We start from the raw sequence: 21,236 nt of genomic DNA on the forward strand, positions 1-21,236 counted from the left end.
CCAGGACCACCACCGCGGACGACGAGAGGAAACCGAGCTTCGATGTCGTTGACCCAGGACCGATCGACCAAGGACGCCGCGTCCGGCGACGGCGCCGGCTACCGCCGGGTGCTGCTGAAGCTGGGCGGGGAGATGTTCGGCGGCGGCGCCGTCGGCGTCGATCCCGACGTGGTGCACACCGTGGCCACGCAGATCGCGGACGTGGTCCGCAGTGGCGCCCAGGTGGCCGTGGTCATCGGTGGCGGCAACTTCTTCCGCGGCGCCGAGCTGAGCCAGCGCGGCATGGACCGGGACCGCGCCGACTACATGGCGATGCTCGGCACCGTCATGAACTGCCTGGCGTTGCAGGACTTCCTGGAGAAGCAGGGCATCGACACCCGGGTCCAGACCGCCATCACCATGGGGCAGGTCGCCGAGCCCTACATCCCGCGGCGGGCCGAGCGGCACCTGGAGAAGGGCCGCGTGGTGATCTTCGCCGCCGGCGTCGGCATGCCGTACTTCTCCACCGACACCGCGGCCGCCCAGCGCGCCCTGGAGATCGGCTGCGACGTGGTGCTGATGGCCAAGGCCGTCGACGGCGTCTACGACTCCGACCCCCGGCGCAACCCGGACGCGAGCAAGTTCGAGACCATCTCCCACCAGGAGGTGCTCGAGCGCGGCCTCGAGGTCGCCGACGCGACGGCGTTCGCGCTGTGCAAGGACAACAACATGCCGATCATCGTGTTCAACCTGCTCACCGAGGGCAACATCGCCCGCGCGGTGCGCGGTGAGAGGATCGGCACCGTGGTGAGCACCCCTGACGACAGGCCCTCGGCCTGACGCTGGGATGGTGGGCACCGGCAAAGTCACAACCGGCCAGCAGCATCGTTAAGGAGCAGCCGTGATCGACGAGACCCTTCTCGACGCCGAGGAGAAGATGGAAACCGCGGTGTCCGTGGCCAAGGACCATCTCGCCTCGGTCCGCACCGGGCGTGCCAACGCCGCCATGTTCCAGGGCATCCACGTCGACTACTACGGCTCACTCACACCGCTCAACCAGCTCGCCGGCATCACGATCCCCGAGGCGCGGATGGCGGTCGTCAAGCCGTACGACGTCAGCCAGCTCAAGGAGATCGAGAAGGCGATCCGCGACTCCGACCTGGGCGTGAACCCGAGCAACGACGGCTCGATCATCCGCGTGCTGATCCCGGCGCTGACCGAGGAACGCCGCCGCGAGATGGTCAAGGTGGCCAAGAGCAAGGGCGAGGACTCCAAGGTCGCGGTGCGCAACATCCGCCGCAAGGCCAAGGAGGAGCTGGACCGGATCGCCAAGGACGGCGAGGCCGGCGAGGACGAGGTGGCGCGGGCCGAGAAGGAGCTCCAGAGCCTCACCGACAAGTACGTCGGCCAGGTCGACCAGCTCGTCAAGCACAAGGAAGCCGAGCTGCTGGAGGTCTGAGGACCGGCCGGCAGGGGAGAGTTCACGGACGTGACGACCACACGTGGGCGGCGGGACGACCAGGACGCGTCCGCGGGCGACCCCGACGACCAGCCGCCGGCGAAGACCTCCCGGGCGGGCCGCAACCTGTGGGCCGCGATCGGGGTCGGCGTCGGCCTGGGCGCGGTCATCCTGACGTGCCTGTTCACGCTGCCCAAGCTCTTCGTGGGGATCGTGGCCATCGCGGTCGCGATCTCCACGGTCGAGCTGGCGGGCGCGCTGCGCCGGGCCGGCGGCATCAATGTCGCGCTGGTGCCGGTGCTCGTCGGCGGGCAGGCCATGGTGTGGCTGTCGTGGCCCTTCGAGCGGGTCGGCCTGCTGGCGGCGTTTGTGGTCACCATCCTGGCCTGCCTGGTCTGGCGGTTCCGCGAGGGCGTGTCCGGCTACGTCCGCGACGTCACCGCGTCGATCTTCGTCGCCTCCTACGTGCCGCTGTTCGCGTCGTTCGCGGCCATGCTGGTCGTGCCCGACGACGGCGTCTACCGCGTGCTGTGCTTCCTGATCGGCGTGGTGTGCTCGGACACCGGCGGCTACGCGGCCGGTGTGCTGTTCGGCAAGCACCCGATGGCCCCGCTGATCAGCCCGAAGAAGTCCTGGGAGGGCTTCGCCGGCTCGGTCCTCACCGGCGCCGTCGGCTCCGCCCTGTCGGTCACCCTGCTGCTGCACGGCCAGTGGTGGCAGGGCGTGCTGCTCGGCGTGGCCCTGGTCATCACCTCCACCGTCGGGGACCTGGTCGAGTCGCTGATCAAGCGCGACCTCGGCATCAAGGACATGGGCAACCTGCTGCCCGGCCATGGCGGCCTGATGGACCGCATGGATTCGCTGCTGCCCTCCGCGGTGGTGGCCTGGCTCCTGCTGCGGATGTTCGTCCCGGCCTAGCAGTTGTGCACAGGGGCTGAGTTGTCCACAGGAGCCCCTGTTTCAAGATCGAAGTCTGCTGCCGCGGGTAGAATGGCATCGGGGCGGCCACCCCGGGAGTGGCGGGGGATGGCTGATTACAGGCCCAGTTGCGCGCGGCCGGTCGGGGTGAGGTCGGCGAGGGTGGCGCGGTCGGGCCAGGCGAGCTCGTAGTCCTCGGGGGCGAAGTCGGCGGGGCTGGCGCCGGTCAGGAAGCGGCGGCCGCAGTCGGCGGCGTAGCGGGCGTTCTTCTCGCACAGCGGGGCGGCGGGGATGTACATGACGTTGCCCCAGCGCAGTTGGTCGCTGACGTCGGCCACGGAGTGGATGAGGTCGCAGTGCCACCAGACGGTGTCGCCGGGCTCGACGGCGGGGATGGGCGTGAGGGCGGGCAGGAGCGGGGAGTGCCACTGCTCGGTGACGGCGAGGACGCGGCCGTTGACGGCGCCGCAGAGGTCGTCGGAGGGCACATCGTCCTGTAGGGCCCGGAGCAGGAGATAGGCCATGGCGGACGGAATGGGCACGACGTGCAGCACGCCGTCGGTGGGCCGCATCTCCGACAGCGCGGTCCAGCCCTGGAAGGTCCGGAAAGCGGAGCACATGACGGTGGACTCGAACTCGTCGACCTCGGTGCGGTAGGCGGCGTCCCACGGATCGTACGAGGCCCAGCGGCCGGCGAAGACGTGGCGGAAAACCCTTTGGTAGGCGGGAAGTAGCCACCGTTCGACGGAGCCGGAGTCGGTGTGCGCGGACAGGCCCTTGGACGAGGAGCCGGGCTCCCGGCGGCGGATGCGGTCGGGGTAGCCGGTGTCCCGGGTGGGATCGAACCAGACGCGACCCTCGGACTCGTTGCGCCAGAAGGAGTTCAGGAACGTCCGAACGGCGGTCATCCGCTCGGACTGGCGGGCCCGCAGCTGCGGCTTGGACCAGTAGATCGGGTAGATCTGGGGTTTGCTGGAGGACAGGCCGCCGAACACGTCGTCGGCGGGGCCGGCGTAGGCGTCGGCGAAGTTGTTGCGGGACAGGTAGTCCGCGAGCTCGGCGTCCCAGGATTCGGCCTGGGCACGGGGAAAGGTGCCGCGCACGACGGCGCAGCCGCGGCGGCGGATGGCGTCCATGACCGCGAGCGGCACGGTGCCGGCGGCGACGTCGTCGTAGCGGACGACGGGAAAGTTGTCGTCGGCGCTCCGGACCGCCTCCACCTCCGCCAGCATGTCCTTCTCGACCTCGGCGAACAGGCCGGCGACGTCGCCGATCTGCCGGCGGAGCCGGGCCTTGGTGTCCCGGATGGCGGCGTGGACGTCGGCGGGGAGGGCGGTGACCACGGCAACTCCTTTTGATTAGGACTCCTAACTAGAACGCTTTGCTACGGTAGCCCCATCGCCAGCCAGCCACAAGACGCCGCCCCCCGGCAGTTGCCGCGCCTGAAGATGCTGCGGGAGCTGACCGATCGGGCCGTGCTGGCCGAGGTCTTCACGCACGGCCGGGTGACCCGCGTCGACCTGGCCGACCGCACCGGCATCTCCCGGCCGACGATCTCCGAATCGGTCCGCCGGCTGGAGGCCGCCGGCCTGCTGACCGCGACCGGATCACGGGAGACGGGCCAGCGCGGGCGCATCGCCACCTTCTACGAGCTGGGCGCCGACACCGGGCACGTCATCGCCCTTGAGCTGAACCAGTTCGGCGTGCACGCCATGGCCTACGACCTGCGGCAGACGGTGATCGCCGAGCGCCGGGCCGAGCCGGGCGGCGACCTGGTCGACAAGGTCCGCGCAGCCATCGCCGGCATCGAGGCCCCCGGACCGCTGCGGGCGGTGGCGGTGTCGGTCGCCAACCCGGTCGACCCGGCGACCCGCGCGGTCATCCCCCTGGCTGGATCCCCGTTCCCCGAAGGCTTTGTCCGTCTCGACGACGTCGTGGACGCGCCCCTGGTGGTGGACAACGACGTCAACTGGGCGGCGCTGGCCGAACGTCGGGCCGGGGCGGCGACCGAGGCCACCAGCTTCGCCTACGTGCACGTCGGCGCGGGCATCGGGATGAGCCTGTGCCTGGGCGATCAGCTCATCCGCGGCGCCCACGGGCTGGCCGGCGAGATCGGCTACCTCAAGGGCGACAACGGCCTCACGCTGACGGATGCCTTGCTGCGGCAGGGATTCGGCACGCCGCCGGCGATCGACGTGCCGACCGTGCTGGCCGGCGACCGGCCGGCGTTCGGGGCCGCGATCGGCCGGGCGGTCGCCGCGGCGTGCACGGTGTTCGACCCCGAGCTGGTGCTGTTCGGCGGGCCGTTGGGCGGCCACCCCGAGATCCTGCCCCACATCCGGGCCGCGCTGGACGGCGCGACACCGGCCCCGATGCGAGTGGCGGCCGGCGAGTTCGGCGATGCCGCACCGATATGGGGTGCCGTAGCCTGGGCCGTCGACCACGGCCGCGAGCGGTTGCTGGCCTAGTCGTCGTACGGGTCGGCCGGCTCCTCTTCCTCCTCGGCCGGCTCGATCACCGAGAACGTGGCGCCCTGGGGGTCGGCCAGCACGGCGACGCGGCCGTACTCGGAGTCGAACGGTTCCAGCACAACGGTTCCCGCCTGCCGTCGGGCGCAGCGCGCCGCCTCGTCGGTGTCGGTGACCTGAAAGAACACCATCCAGTGCGCCGGTGTGTTCGCGGGGAACTCCCGCCCCATCTGGTAGCGGCCCAGCACGGCCTGGCCGTTGAGCCACCAGACGGTGTAGTCCAGATCGGCGCCGTCGCCGACCTGGCCCTGGCTGTAGCCGAACAGGCCGCGGAAGAACTTGTCGGCCAGCTGGCCGTCCCGCGTGTTCAGATCGGCCCACTCGAAGCAGCCCGGAATCCCGTACGCCAGCGTGACATCCGCTCTCGGCGCGCTCAGCGCGATCAGGCCGCCGCTGGGATCCTCGGCGATCACGGTGCGACCTTCCAGCGGACCGCGCACGACCCGGCCGCCGTGCTGGCGCACCCGTTCGGCGGCGATCCAGGGATTCCGGATCGCCAGGTGCAGCCGCCATTCGTGGCGCCGCCCGGGATCGATGCCTGCGGCCACCTGGTCCGGGCCGACGTGCGCGAGGGCGCCCCCGCTACGGTCCACTGTGTACCGCCAGCCGAGCAGCGCGGCGTAGAAATCGCGGCTGGCGGGCGGATCCGTGCTGTCGAGGTTGACCCAGCACGGGGTTCCGGAGAGGAGGCCGTTGGTGGGCGGCATGGCGCACCTCCTCGCGTGTGCACGGCGTGTAGTCAATAGTTGACACAGCATCATCCCCATGGCAAGCCGCCACATGATTGGCTTGTGCCATGGGGATGGCGTGGGTGCCGCAACTCGCGGCGCGGATGAGGGCCAGACTGACGGCTGTGCACGTGCTTCCCAGCCCCAACATCTGGCAGTGGCCCGAGCTGTACGCGGTGGAGAACCGCGCCCAGGACAGCACCGGCGAGATCTGGCGGGCGCTGCGCGCCGACTGCGACTGGCGCGGGCTCGACGTCGTCGACATCGGTTGTGGCGACGGCTTCCACCTGCCGGTGTTCGCGACGGACGCCGCGAGCGTCACCGGCGTTGAACCGCATCCGCCGCTGGTGGCGCGGGCCAAGGCGCGCACGCAGGACGTGCCCAATGTTCGTGTGCTGGAAGGCGGCGCGCAGCGGCTGCCGCTACCGGACGGCAGCGCGGATCTGGTGCACGCGCGGACGGCGTACTTCTTCGGGCCCGGCTGCGAACCCGGCCTGATGGAGGCCGATCGGGTGCTACGGCCCGGCGGCGCCCTGGCGATCGTCGACCTCGACGGCGCCGCCCCGCCGTACGGACGATGGCTGTGCGAGGACGTCCGTGGCTACGATCCCGTTGCGGTGCAACGGTTCTTCGACGAGCAGGAGTTCAGCACCGTGCGGATCGCGACGGTGTGGCGGTTCGAGCGGCGGGCCGATCTGGAGGCCGTGCTGCGCATCGAGTTCGCGGCCAAGGTGGCCGAGCGGGCCATCGCCGAGACCCCGGGCACGGAGATCCCGGTCGGCTACCGGCTGCATGTGCGCCGGAAACCGACCGGGATCATCCTTGCTTGACTACTCGGCGGCGTCATCGTCGTCGACGTCCTCGGCCAGCAGCCCGTAGATGCGGCGCTTGGCCTCGTTGATGGCGTCGACGGCGCGGGACTTCTGGTCCTCGGTGCCGGCCTCGGTGATCTGGTTGACGGCCATGAACAGCTGGTGCAGGGCCGTGTGCAGCTCCCGGACGTCGTCGGCCTGGCCGACCGCGTCCGCCCAGGGCTTGGCCTCGCCCTGCCTGGCCACCTCGGCCCGGCCGGACTCGGTGAGCGTGAACAGCTTCTTGCCGCTGGCCGCGTCCGAGGTGATCAGGCCCTCGTCGTCGAGCATCTGCAGGGTCGGGTAGACCGAGCCGGGGCTGGGCCGCCAGACGCCGTTCGTGCGCTCGCCGAGTTCCTGGATCATCTCGTAGCCGTGCATCGGCCGTTCGGCCAGCAGGGCCAGGACCGCCGCGCGGACGTTGCCGCGGCGTTGTCGCCGGCCGCCCCGGCGTCCGCCGCGGAAGCCGGCCATCGCGCCGAGCGCACCCGGCCACGGGCCGCCGGCGGCGAAGGGCATCGGGCCCATCGGCGGTTCCGGGCGGTTGGGCGGGGTGTGGTGCGGGAAGCCCGGCAGCGTGCCGAAGCCGTGTTCGTGCTGGAAGTGGGTGTGATGCCTGCGCATGATGCGCTCCCTTCGGGTGGTGTGTCGTTCTGACGTCGCTAACGATATATCGCTGACATATCGCGATACAACGTCCGATAGAGTGACCCGTGTCACGTTCGCCGGCATGGGAGAATGGATGGGCTATGACTGCCCTCCCCCTCGTCTTCGACGCCCCCAAGCGCGGGCTGCCGCCGAAGCACCTCGTCGACCTCTCCCCGTCCGAACGCGCCCAGGCCGTCGCCGACCTGGGGGAGAAGCCGTTCCGGGCCAAGCAGCTGTCCAACCACTACTTCTCCCGGCTGACCGTCGACCCGGCCGAGATGACCGACATCCCGGCGACCAGCCGTGAGGCGTTGGTCCGCGGCCTGATGCCGACGCTGTTCACCGAGGTGCGCAAGGTCAGCTGTGACGACGGCACCACCCGCAAGACGCTGCTGCGGGCCCATGACGGGACGCTGGTCGAGAGCGTGCTCATGCGCTATCCCGACCGGGCCACCCTGTGCATCTCCAGCCAGGCCGGCTGCGGCATGGCCTGCCCGTTCTGCGCCACCGGCCAGGGCGGGCTCAACCGCAACCTGTCCACCGCCGAGATCGTCGACCAGGTCCGCCTCGGCGCTGCCGCCATGCGCGACGGCGAGCTGCCCGGCGGTCCCGGCCGCTTGTCGAACATCGTCTTCATGGGCATGGGGGAACCGCTCGCGAACTACCGTCGGGTGATCGACGCCGTGCATCGCATCTGTGACCCCGCTCCTGACGGTTTGGGCATCTCGCAGCGTTCGGTCACCGTGTCGACGGTTGGTCTCGTGCCGGCGATTCGCAAGCTGACCGAGGAGGGGCTGCACGTCCGCTTGGCCGTGTCGCTGCACACTCCCGACGACGAGCTCCGCGACACCCTCGTCCCCGTCAACACCCGCTGGAAGGTCTCCGAGGTCCTCCAGGCCGCCCGCGGCTACGCCGACAAGACCGGCCGCCGGGTCTCCATCGAGTACGCGTTGATCCGTGACATCAACGACCAGGGCTGGCGGGCCGACATGCTCGGCAAGAAGCTGCACAAGCACCTCGGCCAGTACGCCCACGTCAACCTGATCCCGCTGAACCCCACGCCCGGCTCGAAGTGGGACGCCTCCCCGAAGCCCGTGCAGGACGAGTTCGTCGCCCGGGTCAAGGACCAGGGCGTGGAGTGCACCGTCCGTGACACCCGTGGCCAGGAGATCGCCGCCGCCTGCGGCCAACTCGCCGCCGAGGGTTGATCATCATCTGTGTGTAGACGTGTCACAATGTGTGTGTGACTATTGGTCTGTGGTGGCGCGAGGAGGATGCCGAGTACATCCGCCGACGATCGGACCGCTATGCCGACGCGCTGGGCATTGAGCCTGCCTGGACGTTCGAGGCGGCTGTCGATCCCTGGCGGATCACTCGTGATCCCGATCCCAAGAGCTTGCGAGGGCATATCCGGGTGATCGGGTACTCGCTGCTGGCCGGGTTCGTCGTGACAGTGATCATCGACCCTGCAGACCACTCCGGCGTCACTTCGTGGAAGACCACGGGCGCCGACCTGCGGGCGTACCGCCAGCAGCGGGATGGAGAGGATGGGCTGCGATGACAGAGGGTATGACCCGGGAGCAGATTCTCGAGACCATTCGCGAGGAGATCGCCACACAGCGGGCGGCTGCCGAGTCCGAACGTGATCCCGTTGAGCGGGAACGAATCCTCCGTCACGCGCGGATCCGCGAAGACGTGGCGGAGGACGAGGCCGAAGCGATTGAGGCGGAGATCGCCGAGAATCAGCAGTCGGCGCTGTCGTTGCGGGTGCCGACATCCTTGGTCAACAAGCTCAAGGCGCGGGCCGAGGCCGAGCGCATTCCCACGTCAGCTCTGGTGCGGCGGCTTCTGACGGAGGCGATGGAGCTGCACCCCGGTGCCTCGGCGCTCACTGCTGAGCAGGTCGAGCAGGTCGAGCAGATCGCTCGGCGCGTGTACCGGGAATCGGCCTGATCGGTCGCGGTCATCCGGGACATGAGCCGTGGGTGAGTGCGGCTCATGTCCGGTGTGGACGGTCAGACGACCTCGTTGAGCTTGCCGGTGGCGACGTCGAAGACGAAGCCGCGGAGCTGGTCGGTGTGGGGGACGAAGGGGCTGGCCTTGATGCGGGCGATGGACTGGCGGACGTCGGTGTCGAGGTCGGGGAAGGCCTCGGCGGACCAGGGGGGCTTGATGCCGGTCTCGGCCTGGATGCCGGCCTTGAACTGGTCGTCGGTGAAGGTGAGCATGCCGCAGTCGGTGTGGTGGATGAGGATGATCTCCCGGGTGCCGAGCAGGCGCTGGCTGATGGCCAGGGAGCGGATCTCGTCGTCGGTGATGACACCGCCGGCGTTGCGGATGACGTGGGCCTCGCCCTCGCCCAGACCGAGCAGGGCGTAGACGTTGAGGCGGGCGTCCATGCAGGCGACGACGGCGATGTGCTTGGACGGCGGCAGGGGCAGGGGGCCGGTGAAGGTGGCGGCGTAGGCGGCGTTGTTGGACAGCAGTTCATCGGTGACGGACATACCTGTGGTCCTTCGCTAGACAAGGGAAAAGACACACGAAGGCCGCGCCCGGCGAGAAGGGGGCGCGGCCTAGTGACAGGCGGTGTCGAACAGGCGGACACGCCGGGTCGGCCAGAAGGCCTCCAGCGACGTCACGCCCATGGCGTCAGTGAACTGAACCCATCAACGCATGCGCAAGCATGTCCCAGCAGGTGGGTCAGCGTCGCCAGGCGGTGCGGCTGCGGATGCGGTCCCACAGCAGGGCGCCGACGATCACGGCGGCGGTGGCGATGAGGTAGATGTCCTCGATACGCCCACGGTGGTTGCCGATCAGCATCAGCAGCATGGCGACGGCGGTCAGCCAGCCGGCGATCCGGATGCCCTTGGGGAAGGTGCCGTGCCAGCCCCACTCCACCGACGGCTCGTCGTGCGGGTCGACGACGCTCCCCGGACGCTTCTCCAACTCCGAAGACGCCACGATCGCTCCTGGTCTGACGAGGGTTCCAACGCCGTCCATGGTCGCATACGAAGGTGACGGCGCGCCCAGGCGGGTGGCCACCCGGGCGCGCCGTCGGGCGAGGGGCTAGGCGCGGGACCTGTTGCCCTTGAGCAGTCGGAACACCCCGAGCACGATGACCGCGCCGAGAATGGCCAGCAGCCAGGTGCGCAGGTCGAAGAAGCCGCCGAGGTCGACGCCGAACAACGCCTTGCCGATGATGCCGCCGAGGAAGCCACCGACGATGCCGAGCACCGCGGTCAGGATGATGCCGCCGCCGTCACGGCCCGGCATGACCGCTTTGGCGATGATGCCGACGATCAGGCCGAGCACGATCCACGCGATGATGCCCACAGGGTCACGCTCCTTTACTCACGGCCGGCGTGTCCGGTCCGTACGCCCCACAGATGTACCCGGACCGACGATCATCACGCACCTTTTACCAACTCGTTATCATCCGACTGTGCTGTTCCCGACCGCCGCGGATCGGCGAGAATGGGCGTGATGGACACCGCGACCCCGCGGGTGCTCGTGCTCGGCTCGACCGGCTCGATCGGCACCCAGGCCCTTGACGTCATCGCCGCCAACCGAGACCGCTTCCGCCTGGCCGGCGTCTCGGCCGGCGGCTCCGACCCCGCCCTGCTCGCCCGCCAGGCCCTCGACCATGGCGTCGAGGCGGTCGCGGTGACCAGGGCCACCGCGGTGGAGGACGTCCAGCTCGCCCTGTACGCCGAGGCCCAGCGCCGCGGCTACGACAAGGGCGAGTTCCGGCTGCCCCGCCTGCTGGCCGGCCCGCACGCCAACGAGGAGCTGATCGACTCCACCCCGGTGGACGTGGTGCTCAACGGCCTGCCCGGCTCGCAGGGCCTGCACCCCTCGCTCAAGGCCCTGGCCACCGGCGCCCGGCTGGCCCTGGCCAACAAGGAGTCGCTGATCGCCGGCGGCCCGCTGGTGCTCAAGGCGGCCAAGCCGGGCCAGCTGGTCTCGGTGGACTCCGAGCACTCGGCGCTGGCCCAGTGCCTGCGCGGCGGCGCCGAGGAGGAGGTGGCCCGCCTGGTGCTGACCGCCTCGGGCGGCCCGTTCCGCGGCCGCAAGCGGGCGGACCTGGCCGAGGTGACGGTCGAGCAGGCGATGGCCCACCCCACCTGGTCGATGGGTCCGCTGATCACCACCAACTCGGCCACGCTGATCAACAAGGGCCTGGAGCTGATCGAGGCCCACCTGCTGTTCGACGTGCCCTACGACCGCATCGACGTGGTCGTGCACCCCCAGTCGGTGATCCACTCCATGGTCACCTTCGTGGACGGCTCGACGCTGGCCCAGGCCTCCCCGCCGGACATGCGGCTGCCGATCTCGCTGGCCCTGGGCTGGCCGGCCCGGGTCCCCGGCGCGGCCCTGGCCTGCGACTGGTCCACCCCCACCAGCTGGACCTTCGAGCCGCTGGACAACGAGACGTTCCCGGCCGTCGAGCTGGCCCGCCGGGCGGGTCGGGCCGGCGGCTGCCTGCCGGCCGTCTACAACGCGGCCAACGAGGAGTCGGTCGCGGCCTTCCTGGCGGGCAACGCTGCCTTCACCTCCATCGTGGACACTGTTGACCGGGTGCTCACCGAAGCCGACCAGTGGCGCGGGGAACCCGCCGATGTGGCCGAGGTGCTGGCCGCCGAGGACTGGGCCCGCGCGCGAGCGCGCGAGCTGGTCGCGCGGCCGGTCGGTTCGGGAAGGGACTAACTACGGTGCTGTACGTCCTGGGTGTGGTGCTGTTCGCGCTGGGCATCGGCATCTCCGTCGCCCTGCACGAGTTCGGCCACCTGCTGACGGCCAAGGCCTTCGGCATGAAGGTGACCCGCTACTTCATCGGCTTCGGCCCGAAGATCTGGTCGTTTCGCCGCGGCGAGACCGAGTACGGGTTCAAGATCATTCCGGCCGGCGGGTTCTGCGAGATCGTCGGCATGACCGCGCTGGACGAGGTGGCGCCGGAGGACGCGCCACGCGCCTTCTACCGGCAGAAGACCTGGAAGCGGGTCATCGTGCTGGCCGCCGGCTCGATCACGCACTTCATGATCGGCCTGATCGTGCTGTACGTGGCGGCGGTCACGCTGGGCCTGCCCAACACCCAGAACCTGCCCATCGTCGGCCAGATCAGCCAGTGCGCCCAGGCCACCCAGGACCCGGCCACCGGCGCCTACAGCCCCTGCACGGCCAGCGACCCGGCCCCGGCCAAGGCGGCCGGCCTCCAGCCGGGCGACCAGATCCTGTCGGTCGCCGGCAAGGCCACCCCCACCTACAACGACATGGTGAACGTCACCCGCGTCGCCAAGGGGCCGACGCCCTTCGTGATCGACCGGGGCGGCCAGCAGCTGACGCTGACCGTGGACGTGGCCACCGTGCAGCGCATCCTGGACCCGACCAAGCCGTTGGGCGCCAACGACCCCACCGGTCCGGTGGGCGCCATCGGCATGTCGCCGTCCAGCACCATCACCTACGGCCCGATCGCCGCCGTCGGCGCGACCGGCGTGTTCACCGGGCAGCTGTTCGGCAACGTGTGGGAAGGCCTCAAGGCGCTGCCGACGAAGATCCCGGCGCTGATCAACGCCATCGGCGGCGGCCAGCGCGACCCGAACGCCCCGGTCAGCGTGGTCGGGGCCAGCCTGATCGGCGGCCAGGCGGCCGACCTGGGGCTGTGGTGGTTCTTCGTGATCCTGTTGGCCAACCTGAACTTCTTCGTCGGCGTGTTCAACCTGCTGCCGCTGCTGCCGCTGGACGGCGGGCACATCGCGGTCAACCTGTACGAGCGGGTGCGGGACGCGGTGCGCAAGTGGCGGGGCAAGCCGGCCGGGGCCCCGGTCGACTACATGAAGTTGCTGCCGCTGACCTATCTGCTCGTCCTGGTGGGTGGCGCGTACACCCTGTTGGCCATCACCGCGGACATTGTGAATCCGATTCACCTGTAAACGCTGGGTCGAACGGCTGGTGACGCTACGTGAACGTTCGTAGCGTCACGTAGCCGTGGTGCGCGTCCTGGACCGTTCAGACGGTAAGTTGTAGGCGTAGAAGGCCCCGTCGATCTGAATGGATCAGCATGGTTGTCAGCCTTGGTATGCCTGCGACGCCTCCTCCCGTACTGAGCGAGCGGCGGCGGACCCGGCAGCTGCACGTCGGCTCGGTCGGCGTCGGCAGTGACTACCCGGTCTCGGTCCAGTCCATGACCACCACGCTCACCGCGGACGTCAACTCGACCCTGCAGCAGATCGCGGAGCTGACCGCGGCCGGCTGCGACATCGTCCGCGTCGCCTGCCCGTCCCAGGACGACGCCGACGCGCTGCCGGCGATCGCGAAGAAGTCCTCGATCCCGGTCATCGCGGACATCCACTTCCAGCCCAAGTACGTGTTCGCCGCCATCGAGGCCGGCTGCGCCGCGGTGCGGGTGAACCCGGGCAACATCAAGAAGTTCGACGACAAGGTCAAGGAGATCGCGCAGGCGGCCAAGGACCACGGCACCCCGATCCGCATCGGCGTCAACGCCGGCTCGCTGGACCCGCGCCTGCTACAGAAGCACGGCAAGGCCACGCCGGAGGCGCTGGTCGAGTCGGCGCTGTGGGAGGCGGGCCTGTTCGCCGAGCACGACTTCTACGACGTCAAGATCTCGGTCAAGCACAACGACCCGGTGGTCATGGTCCGCGCCTACGAGCTGCTGGCCGAGTCCTGCGACTACCCCCTGCACCTGGGCGTGACCGAGGCCGGCCCGGCCTTCCAGGGCACCATCAAGTCGGCCGTGGCCTTCGGCGCGCTGCTGCGCCAGGGCATCGGCGACACGATCCGCGTGTCGCTGTCGGCCCCGCCGGTGGAGGAGATCAAGGTCGGCACGCAGATCCTCCAGTCGCTCAACCTGCGCCCGCGCAAGCTGGAGATCGTCTCCTGCCCGTCCTGCGGCCGCGCGCAGGTGGACGTCTACAAGCTGGCCGAGGAGGTCACCGCCGGCCTGGAGGGCATGGAGGTGCCGCTGCGGGTCGCGGTGATGGGCTGTGTGGTGAACGGTCCGGGGGAGGCCCGCGAGGCCGACCTGGGCGTGGCCTCGGGCAACGGCAAGGGGCAGATCTTCGTCAAGGGCCAGGTCGTCAAGACGGTGCCGGAGCACCAGATCGTCGAGACCCTGATCGAGGAGGCGCTGCGCATCGCCGAAGACATGGAGCCGGTCGACGGCGCCTCGCCGGTGGTCACCGCTTCCTGATTCGCCACGATCACCCGGGCGGCGCCGCATGGCGCCGCCCGTCTCGTCTGCTTCGGTGCCTAAGATCCGCTAAGTGGGTGCTCATGCGCGCAGGTTGCCTGCGTTATCTGGCAGGCTGGGAAGCGTGTTGAGGCTTGCCGGGGCACGGGTGCTCGACGACCGGGACGTGTCGGCGGTGCGCGCCGTCCTCGCCGAGGACGCGGTCGCGTCCTGCATGGTCGCCGCACGGGTGGAAGTGGCCGGTGCGGACCCGTGGCGGCTGGGCGGCGAGCTGTGGGGCATGGAGGGCCGTCCGGCCCGCAACGGCAAGCTCACCGGCCTGTGCTTCTCCGGCCCGAACCTGATCCCGCTGTCGGGCAACCGCGCGGCGCTGCGGCACTTCGCCGACCGCGCGCTGCGGCGGCACCGGATGTGCTCCTCCCTGGTCGGCCCGGCCGACCTGGTGATGGGGCTGTGGCAGGAGCTGGAGCCGGTGTGGGGGCCGGCCCGCGAGGTGCGGCCGCACCAGCCGCTGCTGGCCATGCGCGGCGCGCCCACCGTCGACCCCGACCCGCTGGTCCGCCCGGTGCGGCCGGACGAGCTGGACATCTACCTGCCGGCCGCGGTGGCCATGTTCACCGAGGAGGTGGGCGTCGACCCGCGGCTGGACGACGGCGGCGCGGGCTACCGGGCCCGGGTCGCGGAGCTGATCGCCGGCGGCCGGGCGTTCGCCCGGTTCGAGGCCGGCCAGGTCGTCTACAAGGCCGAGATCGGGGCGCTGTCGGCCTCGGTGGGCCAGATCCAGGGCGTGTGGGTGCGGCCGGACCGGCGCGGCCAGGGCCTGGGCGCGAGCGGCACGGCGGCGGTGGCCGACCGGCTGGTCCGCGGCATGGGCCGCACCGCCAGCCTCTACGTCAACGGGTTCAACGCGCCCGCGCGGGCGGCCTACCGGCGGATCGGCTTCTCGGAGGTCGGCCGGTACGCCACGGTGTTGTTCTGAGAGTCCGAACGGCCAAATCACGCGAATTTGTCGGGGGCGGTTGGCATACTGCCGCCGTGCCGAGAAAGCTGCCGCTGGCGATCGCGTTCGCACTGGTCCTGCCGCTGGGGGCGTGCGGACTGTTCGAATCGAAGCCGAGCCAGGACGACATCGCCAAGAACTTCCTCGCCGACTTCGCCAAGGGCGACACTGCCGCGGCGGCGCAGCTCACCGACGACGCGAACACGTCCAAGGCGCTGATGGACAAGGTGCGCACGGCCCTCAAGCCGACCGCCGTGTCGCTGGCCGCCACCGCGTCGCAGCCGCCCAACGGCGACACCGCCACCGTGCCGTTCAACGCCAGCTGGACCCTCGGCAAGGACCGCACCTGGACCTATCAGGGCTCGCTGGCCATGACCCAGTCCAGCGGCGACTGGAAGGTGCACTGGCAGCCCGAGGACGTGCATCCGAAGCTGTCCGCCCAGCAGTCGCTGGTGCTGAAGACGGTGCTGCCGGACCCGGCCCCCGTGCTCGACCGCGACGGCGCGCCGCTGCTCGCGCCCACCCCCGTGATCAGCATCTCGTTGGACCGCAAGCAGGCCGGCGACCTCAACGCGGTGGCCACCGCGCTGGCGGCGGCGCTGAGCAAGTTCGACAACACGATCACCGCGCAGTCCATCGTGGACGGCGCGACCAAGACTCCCGACGGCCAGGCGTACAACGTCTACAACCTGCGTGACGCCGACTACCAGACGGTCAAGGCGCAGATCCACGAGCTGCCCGGCGTGACGTTCCCCACCAGCAACCAGTTGGTGGCGCAGAACAAGGCGCTGGGCCCGCAGTTCCTGTCCAGCCTCAAGGCGGCGGTCAACGCCCAGGTCGCCGGCGCGGCCGGGTGGCGGGTCGTGACGGTGGACGGGGCCGGCAACGAGGTCACGCAGCTGGCCGGCAAGGACCCGACGGCCGCGCAGTCGCTGACCACCACCATCAGCACCGCCGACCAGTCGGCGGCCCAGAACGCGCTGGGCGCCATCCCGCAGGCGGCGGCCATCGTGGCGTTGCAGCCCTCCACCGGCGAGATCCTGGCCGTTGCCCAGAACGCGCCGGCCGACGCCCAGGGGCTGATCGCGCTGACCGGGCAGTTCCCGCCCGGCTCCACGTTCAAGATCGTCACGGGCGTGTCGGCGCTGGAGGCCGGCAAGGTCACCGTGGACACCCCGCAGCCCTGCCCCGGCAAGATCACCATCGACGGCCGGGCCATCCCCAACGAGAACGAGTTCGACCTGGGCACGGTGCCGCTGCGCACCGCGTTTGCCCAGTCCTGCAACACCACGTTCTCCCAGATCGCGGCCAACGACCTGACCAGCCAGCAGCTGGCCGACACGGCCAAGCAGATGGGCATCGGGGCCGACTTCACCGTGCCCGGCGTGACCACCCTGACCGGCTCGGTGCCGGTGCCGGCCTCCACCCTGGAGCGGGCCTCGGACGGCTTCGGCCAGGGCAAGGACGTGGTCAGCCCGTTCGGCATGGCCCTGGTCGCCGGCACCGTGGTCAAGGGCTCGATCCCCACGCCGACGCTGATCCGCGGCTCCGAGACCAAGGTCAACACCCCGGCCCAGCAGCCGGTGCCGGGGCCGGTGCTGGACTCGATCCGGCAGATGATGCGGGCCGTGGTGACCGACGGCACCGCCCGCTCCATCAAGGACATCCCCGACGTCGCCGGCAAGACCGGCACCGCCGAGTTCGGCGACGGCGCCAACTCGCACGGCTGGTTCGTCGGCTACCGCGGCGACCTGGCCTTCGCCGTGCTGCTGGTCGGGGCGGGCAGCTCCACCCCGGCCGTGGTCGCCGCCGGCACCTTCCTCCGCGCGGTCCACTGAGGCGGATCTGATGTCATGAAGGGCCCCATACTGACGTTCAACGTCAGTATGGGGCCCTTCATGACGCCGGTTTCGAGGGTGGTCGGCGCGAGGTCGTAGGGTGGTGGGCATGCCCGTGCGTGCCGCTCTCAAGCCTGGCGAGTTGTCTCCCCGGCGACCCGTCCCCAGCCACATTCCGCGTCCGGAGTACGTGGACAAGCCGGCGCCGACCCGCAGCACCGAACCGTGGGTGCAGCCGCCGGAGATCATCGAGGCGATGCGGGTGGCCAGCAAGCTGGCCGCGCAGGCTCTACAGGAGGGCGGCAAGGCGGTCGCCCCGGGCGTGACCACCGACCACATCGACGCCGTGGTGCACGAGTTCCTGTGCGACCACGACGCGTACCCGTCGACGCTGGGCTACCGCAACTTCCCCAAGTCGTGCTGCACCTCGCTGAACGAGGTGATCTGCCACGGCATCCCGGACTCGACGGTGATCGAGGACGGCGACATCGTCAACATCGACGTGACCGCGTTCATCGGCGGCGTGCACGGCGACACCAACGCCACCTTCCTGGCCGGCGAGGTCAGCGAGGAGGCCCGGCTGCTGGTCGAGCGCACCCACGAGGCGACCATGCGGGCGATCAAGGCGGTGCGGCCGGGGCGGCAGCTCAACGTGGTCGGCCGGGTGATCGAGTCGTACGCCAACCGCTTCGGCTACGGCGTGGTGCGCGACTTCACCGGGCACGGCATCGGCCGCGCCTTCCACAGCGGCCTGGTGGTGCTGCACTACGACGAGCCCAGCGTCACCACCGAGCTGGAGCCGGGCATGACCTTCACCATCGAGCCGATGATCAACCTCGGCACCATCGACTACGACATCTGGCCCGACAACTGGACGGTCACCACCAAGGACCGCAAGTGGACGGCCCAGTTCGAGCACACGATCGTGGTCACCGACAGCGGCGCGGAGATCCTCACCCTGCCCTGACCCGGCGCCCCTCCTCCCTTTGTTCCACGTGAGTGGCTCATTTCGCCTCTGGGGCCACCTGAGCCACTCAGGTGCGTCCCCAGGGCAAGTGAGCCACTCACGTGTGTCTCCGGGCACCCTTCTTGACGCCGTCTAAGACGTACGGTCATTATAAGACGACCGGTCATTTACATCGGAGGGACGAGGGACATGAGCGAGATCAACACCCGGTTCCGGACCATCGACGGGCTGTCCGTGCGGTACGCCCAGAGCGCCGAGCCGCGGGCGGTCGAGGCGCTGCTGTTCGCGCCATGGCCGGAGAGCCTGTACGCCTACGACGCCACCTGGTCGGAGCTGGCCGCGCACGCCCACCTGACCGCGGTCGACCTGCCCGGCTTCGGGCACTCCGAGCTGCGGCCGGATCTGTTGTCGCCCAAGGCGATGAGCGAGTTCATCGTGCGCGTGGCCGACGAGTTCGGGCTGGCCGCGCCGCACGTCGTCGGTCCCGACATCGGCACCAGCGCGGTGCTGTTCGCCGTCGCGGGCCACCCGGGCCGGTTCCGCAGCGCGACCGTCGGCACCGGCGGCGCGGCGGTGCCGCTGCGACTCGGCGATCCGCTGCACTCCTGGGTGCACGCCGAGGATCTGGCCCCGTACCGCGCCTTGGGCCCCAAGGACGTCGTGAACGTCGCCCTGGACAGCATCCAGGGCTACGAGCTGCCCGACGAGGTCCGCGAGGACTACCTGGCCGCATACGTCGGCGAGCGCTTCGCCGACCAGATCCCTTACGTGCAGGCGTATCGGGCCGAGCTGCCGGTGCTGGGGGAGCTGCTGGGCGGCATCACCACGCCGGTGCAGATCCTCAACGGCCGGTTCGACCCGGTGGTGCCGCTGGCCAACGCCGAGTACCTGCACGAGCGGATCCCCGGCAGCCGGCTGGACATCGTCGACAAGGGCCACTTCATCTGGGAGGAGGGGGCGGCGGACTACGCCCGCTTCCTCACCGAGTTCTGGCAGAAGAACTGAGGGGACAAGGCACATGGACGAGGTTGTCGAGGACCTGGTGCTGGTCGATTCCACGGCCACGGCCGTGATCGACGCGCCGCTGGACCGGATCGACCTGGGCGCGTGGCTGACCGGGCTGACCGACGAGGAGTACCGGCAGTGCGCGGCGCCCGACCATCGGGCCGCCGGCTGGAGCCGCAACGCCGAGGGCAAGCTGGTGAGCGTCAACGTCGAGGAGATCGGCGGCTCGCTGATCGTTCAGCACTACGTCGCGGAAATCCTCGAGCCGCACCACACCCGGCTGGTGTCGATCTCGGAGACCCAGTCGCCCGGCGGGTGGCAGACCGTGGAGGTGGTGTGGGACATCAGCGTCACGGCGCTCGGCGCGGACCGGGCCACGTTCACCAATACGGTGACCGCGCGCCCGACCCGTTCGCTGCTGGCGGGCCTGGCGCGGGCCGGGGTCACCTTCGAACAGGCCGCCGCCGAGCGGAACGCGGCCGTGGTGAAGCACAACGCGTTGGAGACGCCCAACTACGCCAGGAGCGCCGAACGGGCCGCGCTGGCCCGCTGACGGAAGTGCCCGCGCCGCAAGGGAAACGGCGCGGGCACTGGCCTCAGGCGGCGAGGAAGGTCTCGACGTCGTCGGCGAACTCCTTGTGGTGCTGGAAGAGGAAGCCGTGGGCGGAGTCCGGGTAGATCTTGATCCGGGCGTCGGGCAGCAGGCCGGCCAGCAGGTGGGAGTAGCGCGGCAGGATCATCGGGTCGCTGTCGCCGTTGGCCACGAACACCGGCTGCGTGATCGCCGACAGGCGCTGGAGCTTGGCGTGGTCGGGAATGCCCCACCGGGTGACGGCGTCGTACTGGGCCTGGCGGGTCTCCCAGCTCGTGGCCGTGTCGCGGTTCTCCGTGCGTGCGCCGAAAATCCGGCCCGCGGCCTGCTGGCCGGCGCCCAGACTCGTTGGCGTGGGGGCGAAGAACACTCCCAGGTACTGCTCCGCCGAGGTCTCGCGGCCGCCCACCGCGCCGATGACGTCCGGGTGCCAGCCGTGCATGCCGCTCGCGCCCTGCGGGGCCGAGGAGGCGAGCACGATGCGGTTGACCAGGCCGGGGCGGTGCAGGGCGATCTCCTGGGCCACGAAGCTGCCCAGGGAGAAGCCGAGCAGGTCGACCCGCTCCAGGCCCAGCGCGGTGATGAACTCGATCGCGTCGTCGGCCATCGCCGCCACCGTGTTCGGCGTGCGGCCGGTGGTGGCGCCCACGCCGGTGTTGTCGAAGGTGATCACCCGGCGGCCCTGGGCCAGCGCGTCGGCCAGCGCCGGGTCCCAGTTGTCCAGGTTGCCGCGGAAGTGTTGCAGCAGAACCAAAGGCGCGCCGTCGCCGATGCTCCGGAACGCGTAGTCCACGCCGTTGTCGGCGGTCACGGACTTGGTCTCGGCGGTCGAGTAGCTGGTCATGGTGGCTCCTCCTCATGTCTGGTGATTAGATTATGACTGACATCTAATTGAGGCAACAGGGAGGTCGGGGGTGTGAGCGGCGTCTCAAAGGAGTGGTTGCCGGGGGCGGTCAGAGGGCCTTGCGGGCGGCGGCCAGCAGCTCGTCCGAGAGCGGGGTGCCGGCGGTGGCGCGAGACAGCAGGATGGCGCCGACGAGGGTGCACAGGCGGGCCACGCCGTCGTCTTCTCCTTCGGTGGCAAGCCAGTCGGCGAACTCCCGGACGCCGGCGGCGTAGACGGCACGGGTCTCGAGGTCGGCGGTGCGGGCCATGTCCATCGACAGGCCGGCCGAGGGGCAGCCGTCGGCGGGGCAGTCGCGGTGCTCGGCGGACAGGTACCAGTCGATGAGGCCCTCGCGGGCGGCCCGGGCGTCGGGGTGGGCCTCGTCCTGGCGGGCGCGGAGCTCACGCTGCTCCTCGAAGGCCAGCGCGGCGGCCTCGGTGACGAGGGCCTCCTTGGAGGCGAACTGCTTGTAGAAGCCGCCATGGGTCAGCCCGACCGCCTTCATCACGTCGGCGACGCTGACGTCGGTGCCGGCCTCCCGGAAAAGCCGGGCGGCGGCGGCGACCACCCGGGCCCGGTTCTCCTGCGCCTGCGCCTGTGACACACGCCCCACGGCGCACCTCCGAACGT

The 21,236-nt window shown here is 70.3% G+C and carries 24 protein-coding genes; 16 read left to right on the forward strand and 8 right to left on the reverse strand.

Annotated features, from left to right (window positions below; genetic code table 11):
* Nucleotides 1-42: 42 nt before the first annotated feature.
* The 3 genes from pyrH (at nt 43) to ACIG5F_RS26190 (ending at nt 2,356) form a co-directional block, all read left to right on the forward strand.
* Nucleotides 43-819 (forward strand): UMP kinase, encoded by a 777-nt coding sequence (gene pyrH / locus ACIG5F_RS26180; RefSeq protein WP_396521753.1) that lies wholly within the window; start codon nt 43-45, stop codon nt 817-819.
* A gap of 61 nt (nt 820-880) precedes the next feature.
* Nucleotides 881-1,438, forward strand: coding sequence for a ribosome recycling factor (frr, locus tag ACIG5F_RS26185; RefSeq protein ID WP_396521755.1), 558 nt, complete (start codon nt 881-883; stop codon nt 1,436-1,438).
* A gap of 126 nt (nt 1,439-1,564) precedes the next feature.
* Entirely contained in the window at nt 1,565-2,356 is a 792-nt protein-coding gene (locus tag ACIG5F_RS26190) for a phosphatidate cytidylyltransferase (RefSeq protein WP_396522054.1), read from the forward strand.
* Between the two features lie 116 nt (nt 2,357-2,472).
* On the opposite strand, the gene ACIG5F_RS26195 is transcribed toward ACIG5F_RS26190, so the two are convergent.
* Nucleotides 2,473-3,699 carry a YbiU family protein gene (locus ACIG5F_RS26195; RefSeq protein ID WP_396521756.1) on the reverse strand — a complete coding sequence of 409 codons (1,227 nt, stop codon included), beginning with the start codon at nt 3,697-3,699 and terminating at the stop codon, nt 2,473-2,475.
* 90 nt (nt 3,700-3,789) lie between these two features.
* Between ACIG5F_RS26195 and ACIG5F_RS26200 the strand changes: the two genes are divergently transcribed.
* Nucleotides 3,790-4,824 carry an ROK family protein gene (locus ACIG5F_RS26200; RefSeq protein ID WP_396521758.1) on the forward strand — a complete coding sequence of 345 codons (1,035 nt, stop codon included), beginning with the start codon at nt 3,790-3,792 and terminating at the stop codon, nt 4,822-4,824.
* On the opposite strand, the gene ACIG5F_RS26205 is transcribed toward ACIG5F_RS26200, so the two are convergent.
* Nucleotides 4,821-5,591 carry a VOC family protein gene (locus ACIG5F_RS26205; RefSeq protein WP_396521760.1) on the reverse strand — a complete coding sequence of 257 codons (771 nt, stop codon included), beginning with the start codon at nt 5,589-5,591 and terminating at the stop codon, nt 4,821-4,823. The two genes, ACIG5F_RS26200 and ACIG5F_RS26205, sit on opposite strands and share 4 nt — an antisense overlap.
* Nucleotides 5,592-5,716: 125 nt before the next feature.
* Between ACIG5F_RS26205 and ACIG5F_RS26210 the strand changes: the two genes are divergently transcribed.
* Nucleotides 5,717-6,442, forward strand: coding sequence for a class I SAM-dependent methyltransferase (locus tag ACIG5F_RS26210; protein ID WP_396522056.1), 726 nt, complete (start codon nt 5,717-5,719; stop codon nt 6,440-6,442).
* Here ACIG5F_RS26210 and ACIG5F_RS26215 read toward each other — a convergent pair whose 3' ends face one another.
* Complete coding sequence (locus ACIG5F_RS26215) at nt 6,443-7,087, reverse strand: PadR family transcriptional regulator (RefSeq protein WP_396521762.1); 645 nt, start codon at nt 7,085-7,087, stop codon at nt 6,443-6,445.
* A gap of 125 nt (nt 7,088-7,212) precedes the next feature.
* Here ACIG5F_RS26215 and rlmN point away from each other — a divergent pair, with 125 nt between their 5' ends.
* The 3 genes from rlmN to ACIG5F_RS26230 are packed head-to-tail and all read left to right on the forward strand — an operon-like array spanning nt 7,213 to nt 9,064.
* Nucleotides 7,213-8,319 (forward strand): 23S rRNA (adenine(2503)-C(2))-methyltransferase RlmN, encoded by a 1,107-nt coding sequence (gene rlmN, locus ACIG5F_RS26220; protein WP_396521764.1) that lies wholly within the window; start codon nt 7,213-7,215, stop codon nt 8,317-8,319.
* A gap of 35 nt (nt 8,320-8,354) precedes the next feature.
* A complete protein-coding gene (locus ACIG5F_RS26225; RefSeq protein ID WP_396521766.1) occupies nt 8,355-8,672 on the forward strand; it encodes a hypothetical protein in 318 nt (105 codons plus the stop codon).
* 8 nt (nt 8,673-8,680) lie between these two features.
* Nucleotides 8,681-9,064 carry a hypothetical protein gene (locus ACIG5F_RS26230; protein ID WP_396521768.1) on the forward strand — a complete coding sequence of 128 codons (384 nt, stop codon included), beginning with the start codon at nt 8,681-8,683 and terminating at the stop codon, nt 9,062-9,064.
* 62 nt (nt 9,065-9,126) lie between these two features.
* Here the strand turns inward: ACIG5F_RS26230 and ACIG5F_RS26235 are convergent, their stop codons facing one another.
* The 3 genes from ACIG5F_RS26235 to ACIG5F_RS26245 all read right to left on the reverse strand — a co-directional run bounded on the left by ACIG5F_RS26235 (nt 9,127) and on the right by ACIG5F_RS26245 (nt 10,444).
* Nucleotides 9,127-9,615 (reverse strand): beta-class carbonic anhydrase, encoded by a 489-nt coding sequence (locus tag ACIG5F_RS26235; RefSeq protein ID WP_396521770.1) that lies wholly within the window; start codon nt 9,613-9,615, stop codon nt 9,127-9,129.
* A 196-nt stretch (nt 9,616-9,811) separates the two neighbouring features.
* On the reverse strand, nt 9,812-10,072 hold the full coding sequence (locus tag ACIG5F_RS26240; protein ID WP_396521772.1) for a DUF2631 domain-containing protein: 261 nt from the start codon (nt 10,070-10,072) through the stop codon (nt 9,812-9,814).
* A gap of 105 nt (nt 10,073-10,177) precedes the next feature.
* On the reverse strand, nt 10,178-10,444 hold the full coding sequence (locus ACIG5F_RS26245) for a GlsB/YeaQ/YmgE family stress response membrane protein (protein WP_396521774.1): 267 nt from the start codon (nt 10,442-10,444) through the stop codon (nt 10,178-10,180).
* 150 nt (nt 10,445-10,594) lie between these two features.
* Between ACIG5F_RS26245 and dxr the strand changes: the two genes are divergently transcribed.
* From dxr to ACIG5F_RS26285, 8 genes are all read left to right on the forward strand, one after another.
* Complete coding sequence (gene dxr / locus ACIG5F_RS26250; RefSeq protein WP_396521776.1) at nt 10,595-11,818, forward strand: 1-deoxy-D-xylulose-5-phosphate reductoisomerase; 1,224 nt, start codon at nt 10,595-10,597, stop codon at nt 11,816-11,818.
* A 5-nt stretch (nt 11,819-11,823) separates the two neighbouring features.
* On the forward strand, nt 11,824-13,041 hold the full coding sequence (locus ACIG5F_RS26255; RefSeq protein ID WP_396521778.1) for a M50 family metallopeptidase: 1,218 nt from the start codon (nt 11,824-11,826) through the stop codon (nt 13,039-13,041).
* A 128-nt stretch (nt 13,042-13,169) separates the two neighbouring features.
* The gene (ispG, locus tag ACIG5F_RS26260; RefSeq protein WP_396521779.1) at nt 13,170-14,318 is read left to right on the forward strand and encodes a flavodoxin-dependent (E)-4-hydroxy-3-methylbut-2-enyl-diphosphate synthase; all 1,149 of its coding nucleotides are present in this window, start codon (nt 13,170-13,172) and stop codon (nt 14,316-14,318) included.
* Nucleotides 14,319-14,442: 124 nt separating this feature from the next.
* The gene (locus tag ACIG5F_RS26265) at nt 14,443-15,297 is read left to right on the forward strand and encodes a GNAT family N-acetyltransferase (protein WP_396521781.1); all 855 of its coding nucleotides are present in this window, start codon (nt 14,443-14,445) and stop codon (nt 15,295-15,297) included.
* Nucleotides 15,298-15,353: 56 nt separating this feature from the next.
* Complete coding sequence (locus ACIG5F_RS26270) at nt 15,354-17,156, forward strand: penicillin-binding transpeptidase domain-containing protein (protein WP_396521783.1); 1,803 nt, start codon at nt 15,354-15,356, stop codon at nt 17,154-17,156.
* A gap of 109 nt (nt 17,157-17,265) precedes the next feature.
* Nucleotides 17,266-18,123, forward strand: coding sequence for a type I methionyl aminopeptidase (map, locus tag ACIG5F_RS26275; protein WP_396521785.1), 858 nt, complete (start codon nt 17,266-17,268; stop codon nt 18,121-18,123).
* A 189-nt stretch (nt 18,124-18,312) separates the two neighbouring features.
* A complete protein-coding gene (locus ACIG5F_RS26280; RefSeq protein WP_396521786.1) occupies nt 18,313-19,128 on the forward strand; it encodes an alpha/beta fold hydrolase in 816 nt (271 codons plus the stop codon).
* A 13-nt stretch (nt 19,129-19,141) separates the two neighbouring features.
* Nucleotides 19,142-19,681, forward strand: a complete 540-nt coding sequence (locus tag ACIG5F_RS26285) for a hypothetical protein (RefSeq protein WP_396521788.1) — start codon at nt 19,142-19,144, stop codon at nt 19,679-19,681.
* 43 nt (nt 19,682-19,724) lie between these two features.
* Here the strand turns inward: ACIG5F_RS26285 and ACIG5F_RS26290 are convergent, their stop codons facing one another.
* Together ACIG5F_RS26290 and ACIG5F_RS26295 are read right to left on the reverse strand one after the other, a co-directional pair.
* Nucleotides 19,725-20,564, reverse strand: a complete 840-nt coding sequence (locus tag ACIG5F_RS26290; RefSeq protein ID WP_396521789.1) for an alpha/beta fold hydrolase — start codon at nt 20,562-20,564, stop codon at nt 19,725-19,727.
* A 109-nt stretch (nt 20,565-20,673) separates the two neighbouring features.
* Complete coding sequence (locus tag ACIG5F_RS26295) at nt 20,674-21,219, reverse strand: TetR/AcrR family transcriptional regulator (RefSeq protein WP_396521790.1); 546 nt, start codon at nt 21,217-21,219, stop codon at nt 20,674-20,676.
* Nucleotides 21,220-21,236: the final 17 nt, after the last annotated feature.

The sequence above is a fragment of the Kutzneria sp. NPDC052558 genome, from assembly GCF_044547355.1.
GTDB lineage: Bacteria > Actinomycetota > Actinomycetes > Mycobacteriales > Pseudonocardiaceae > Kutzneria.

Excerpts from the sequence above, each read along its gene's own strand:
- pyrH (WP_396521753.1), top strand. The coding sequence starts at position 43 with ATGTCGTTGACCCAGGACCGATCGACCAAGGACGCCGCGTCCGGCGAC.
- ACIG5F_RS26205 (WP_396521760.1), bottom strand. The coding sequence starts at position 5,591 with ATGCCGCCCACCAACGGCCTCCTCTCCGGAACCCCGTGCTGGGTCAAC.
- ACIG5F_RS26210 (WP_396522056.1), top strand. The coding sequence starts at position 5,717 with ATGAGGGCCAGACTGACGGCTGTGCACGTGCTTCCCAGCCCCAACATC.
- ACIG5F_RS26215 (WP_396521762.1), bottom strand. The coding sequence starts at position 7,087 with ATGCGCAGGCATCACACCCACTTCCAGCACGAACACGGCTTCGGCACG.
- rlmN (WP_396521764.1), top strand. The coding sequence starts at position 7,213 with ATGACTGCCCTCCCCCTCGTCTTCGACGCCCCCAAGCGCGGGCTGCCG.
- ACIG5F_RS26230 (WP_396521768.1), top strand. The coding sequence starts at position 8,681 with ATGACCCGGGAGCAGATTCTCGAGACCATTCGCGAGGAGATCGCCACA.
- ACIG5F_RS26235 (WP_396521770.1), bottom strand. The coding sequence starts at position 9,615 with ATGTCCGTCACCGATGAACTGCTGTCCAACAACGCCGCCTACGCCGCC.
- dxr (WP_396521776.1), top strand. The coding sequence starts at position 10,595 with ATGGACACCGCGACCCCGCGGGTGCTCGTGCTCGGCTCGACCGGCTCG.
- ispG (WP_396521779.1), top strand. The coding sequence starts at position 13,170 with ATGGTTGTCAGCCTTGGTATGCCTGCGACGCCTCCTCCCGTACTGAGC.
- map (WP_396521785.1), top strand. The coding sequence starts at position 17,266 with ATGCCCGTGCGTGCCGCTCTCAAGCCTGGCGAGTTGTCTCCCCGGCGA.
- ACIG5F_RS26280 (WP_396521786.1), top strand. The coding sequence starts at position 18,313 with ATGAGCGAGATCAACACCCGGTTCCGGACCATCGACGGGCTGTCCGTG.
- ACIG5F_RS26285 (WP_396521788.1), top strand. The coding sequence starts at position 19,142 with ATGGACGAGGTTGTCGAGGACCTGGTGCTGGTCGATTCCACGGCCACG.
- ACIG5F_RS26290 (WP_396521789.1), bottom strand. The coding sequence starts at position 20,564 with ATGACCAGCTACTCGACCGCCGAGACCAAGTCCGTGACCGCCGACAAC.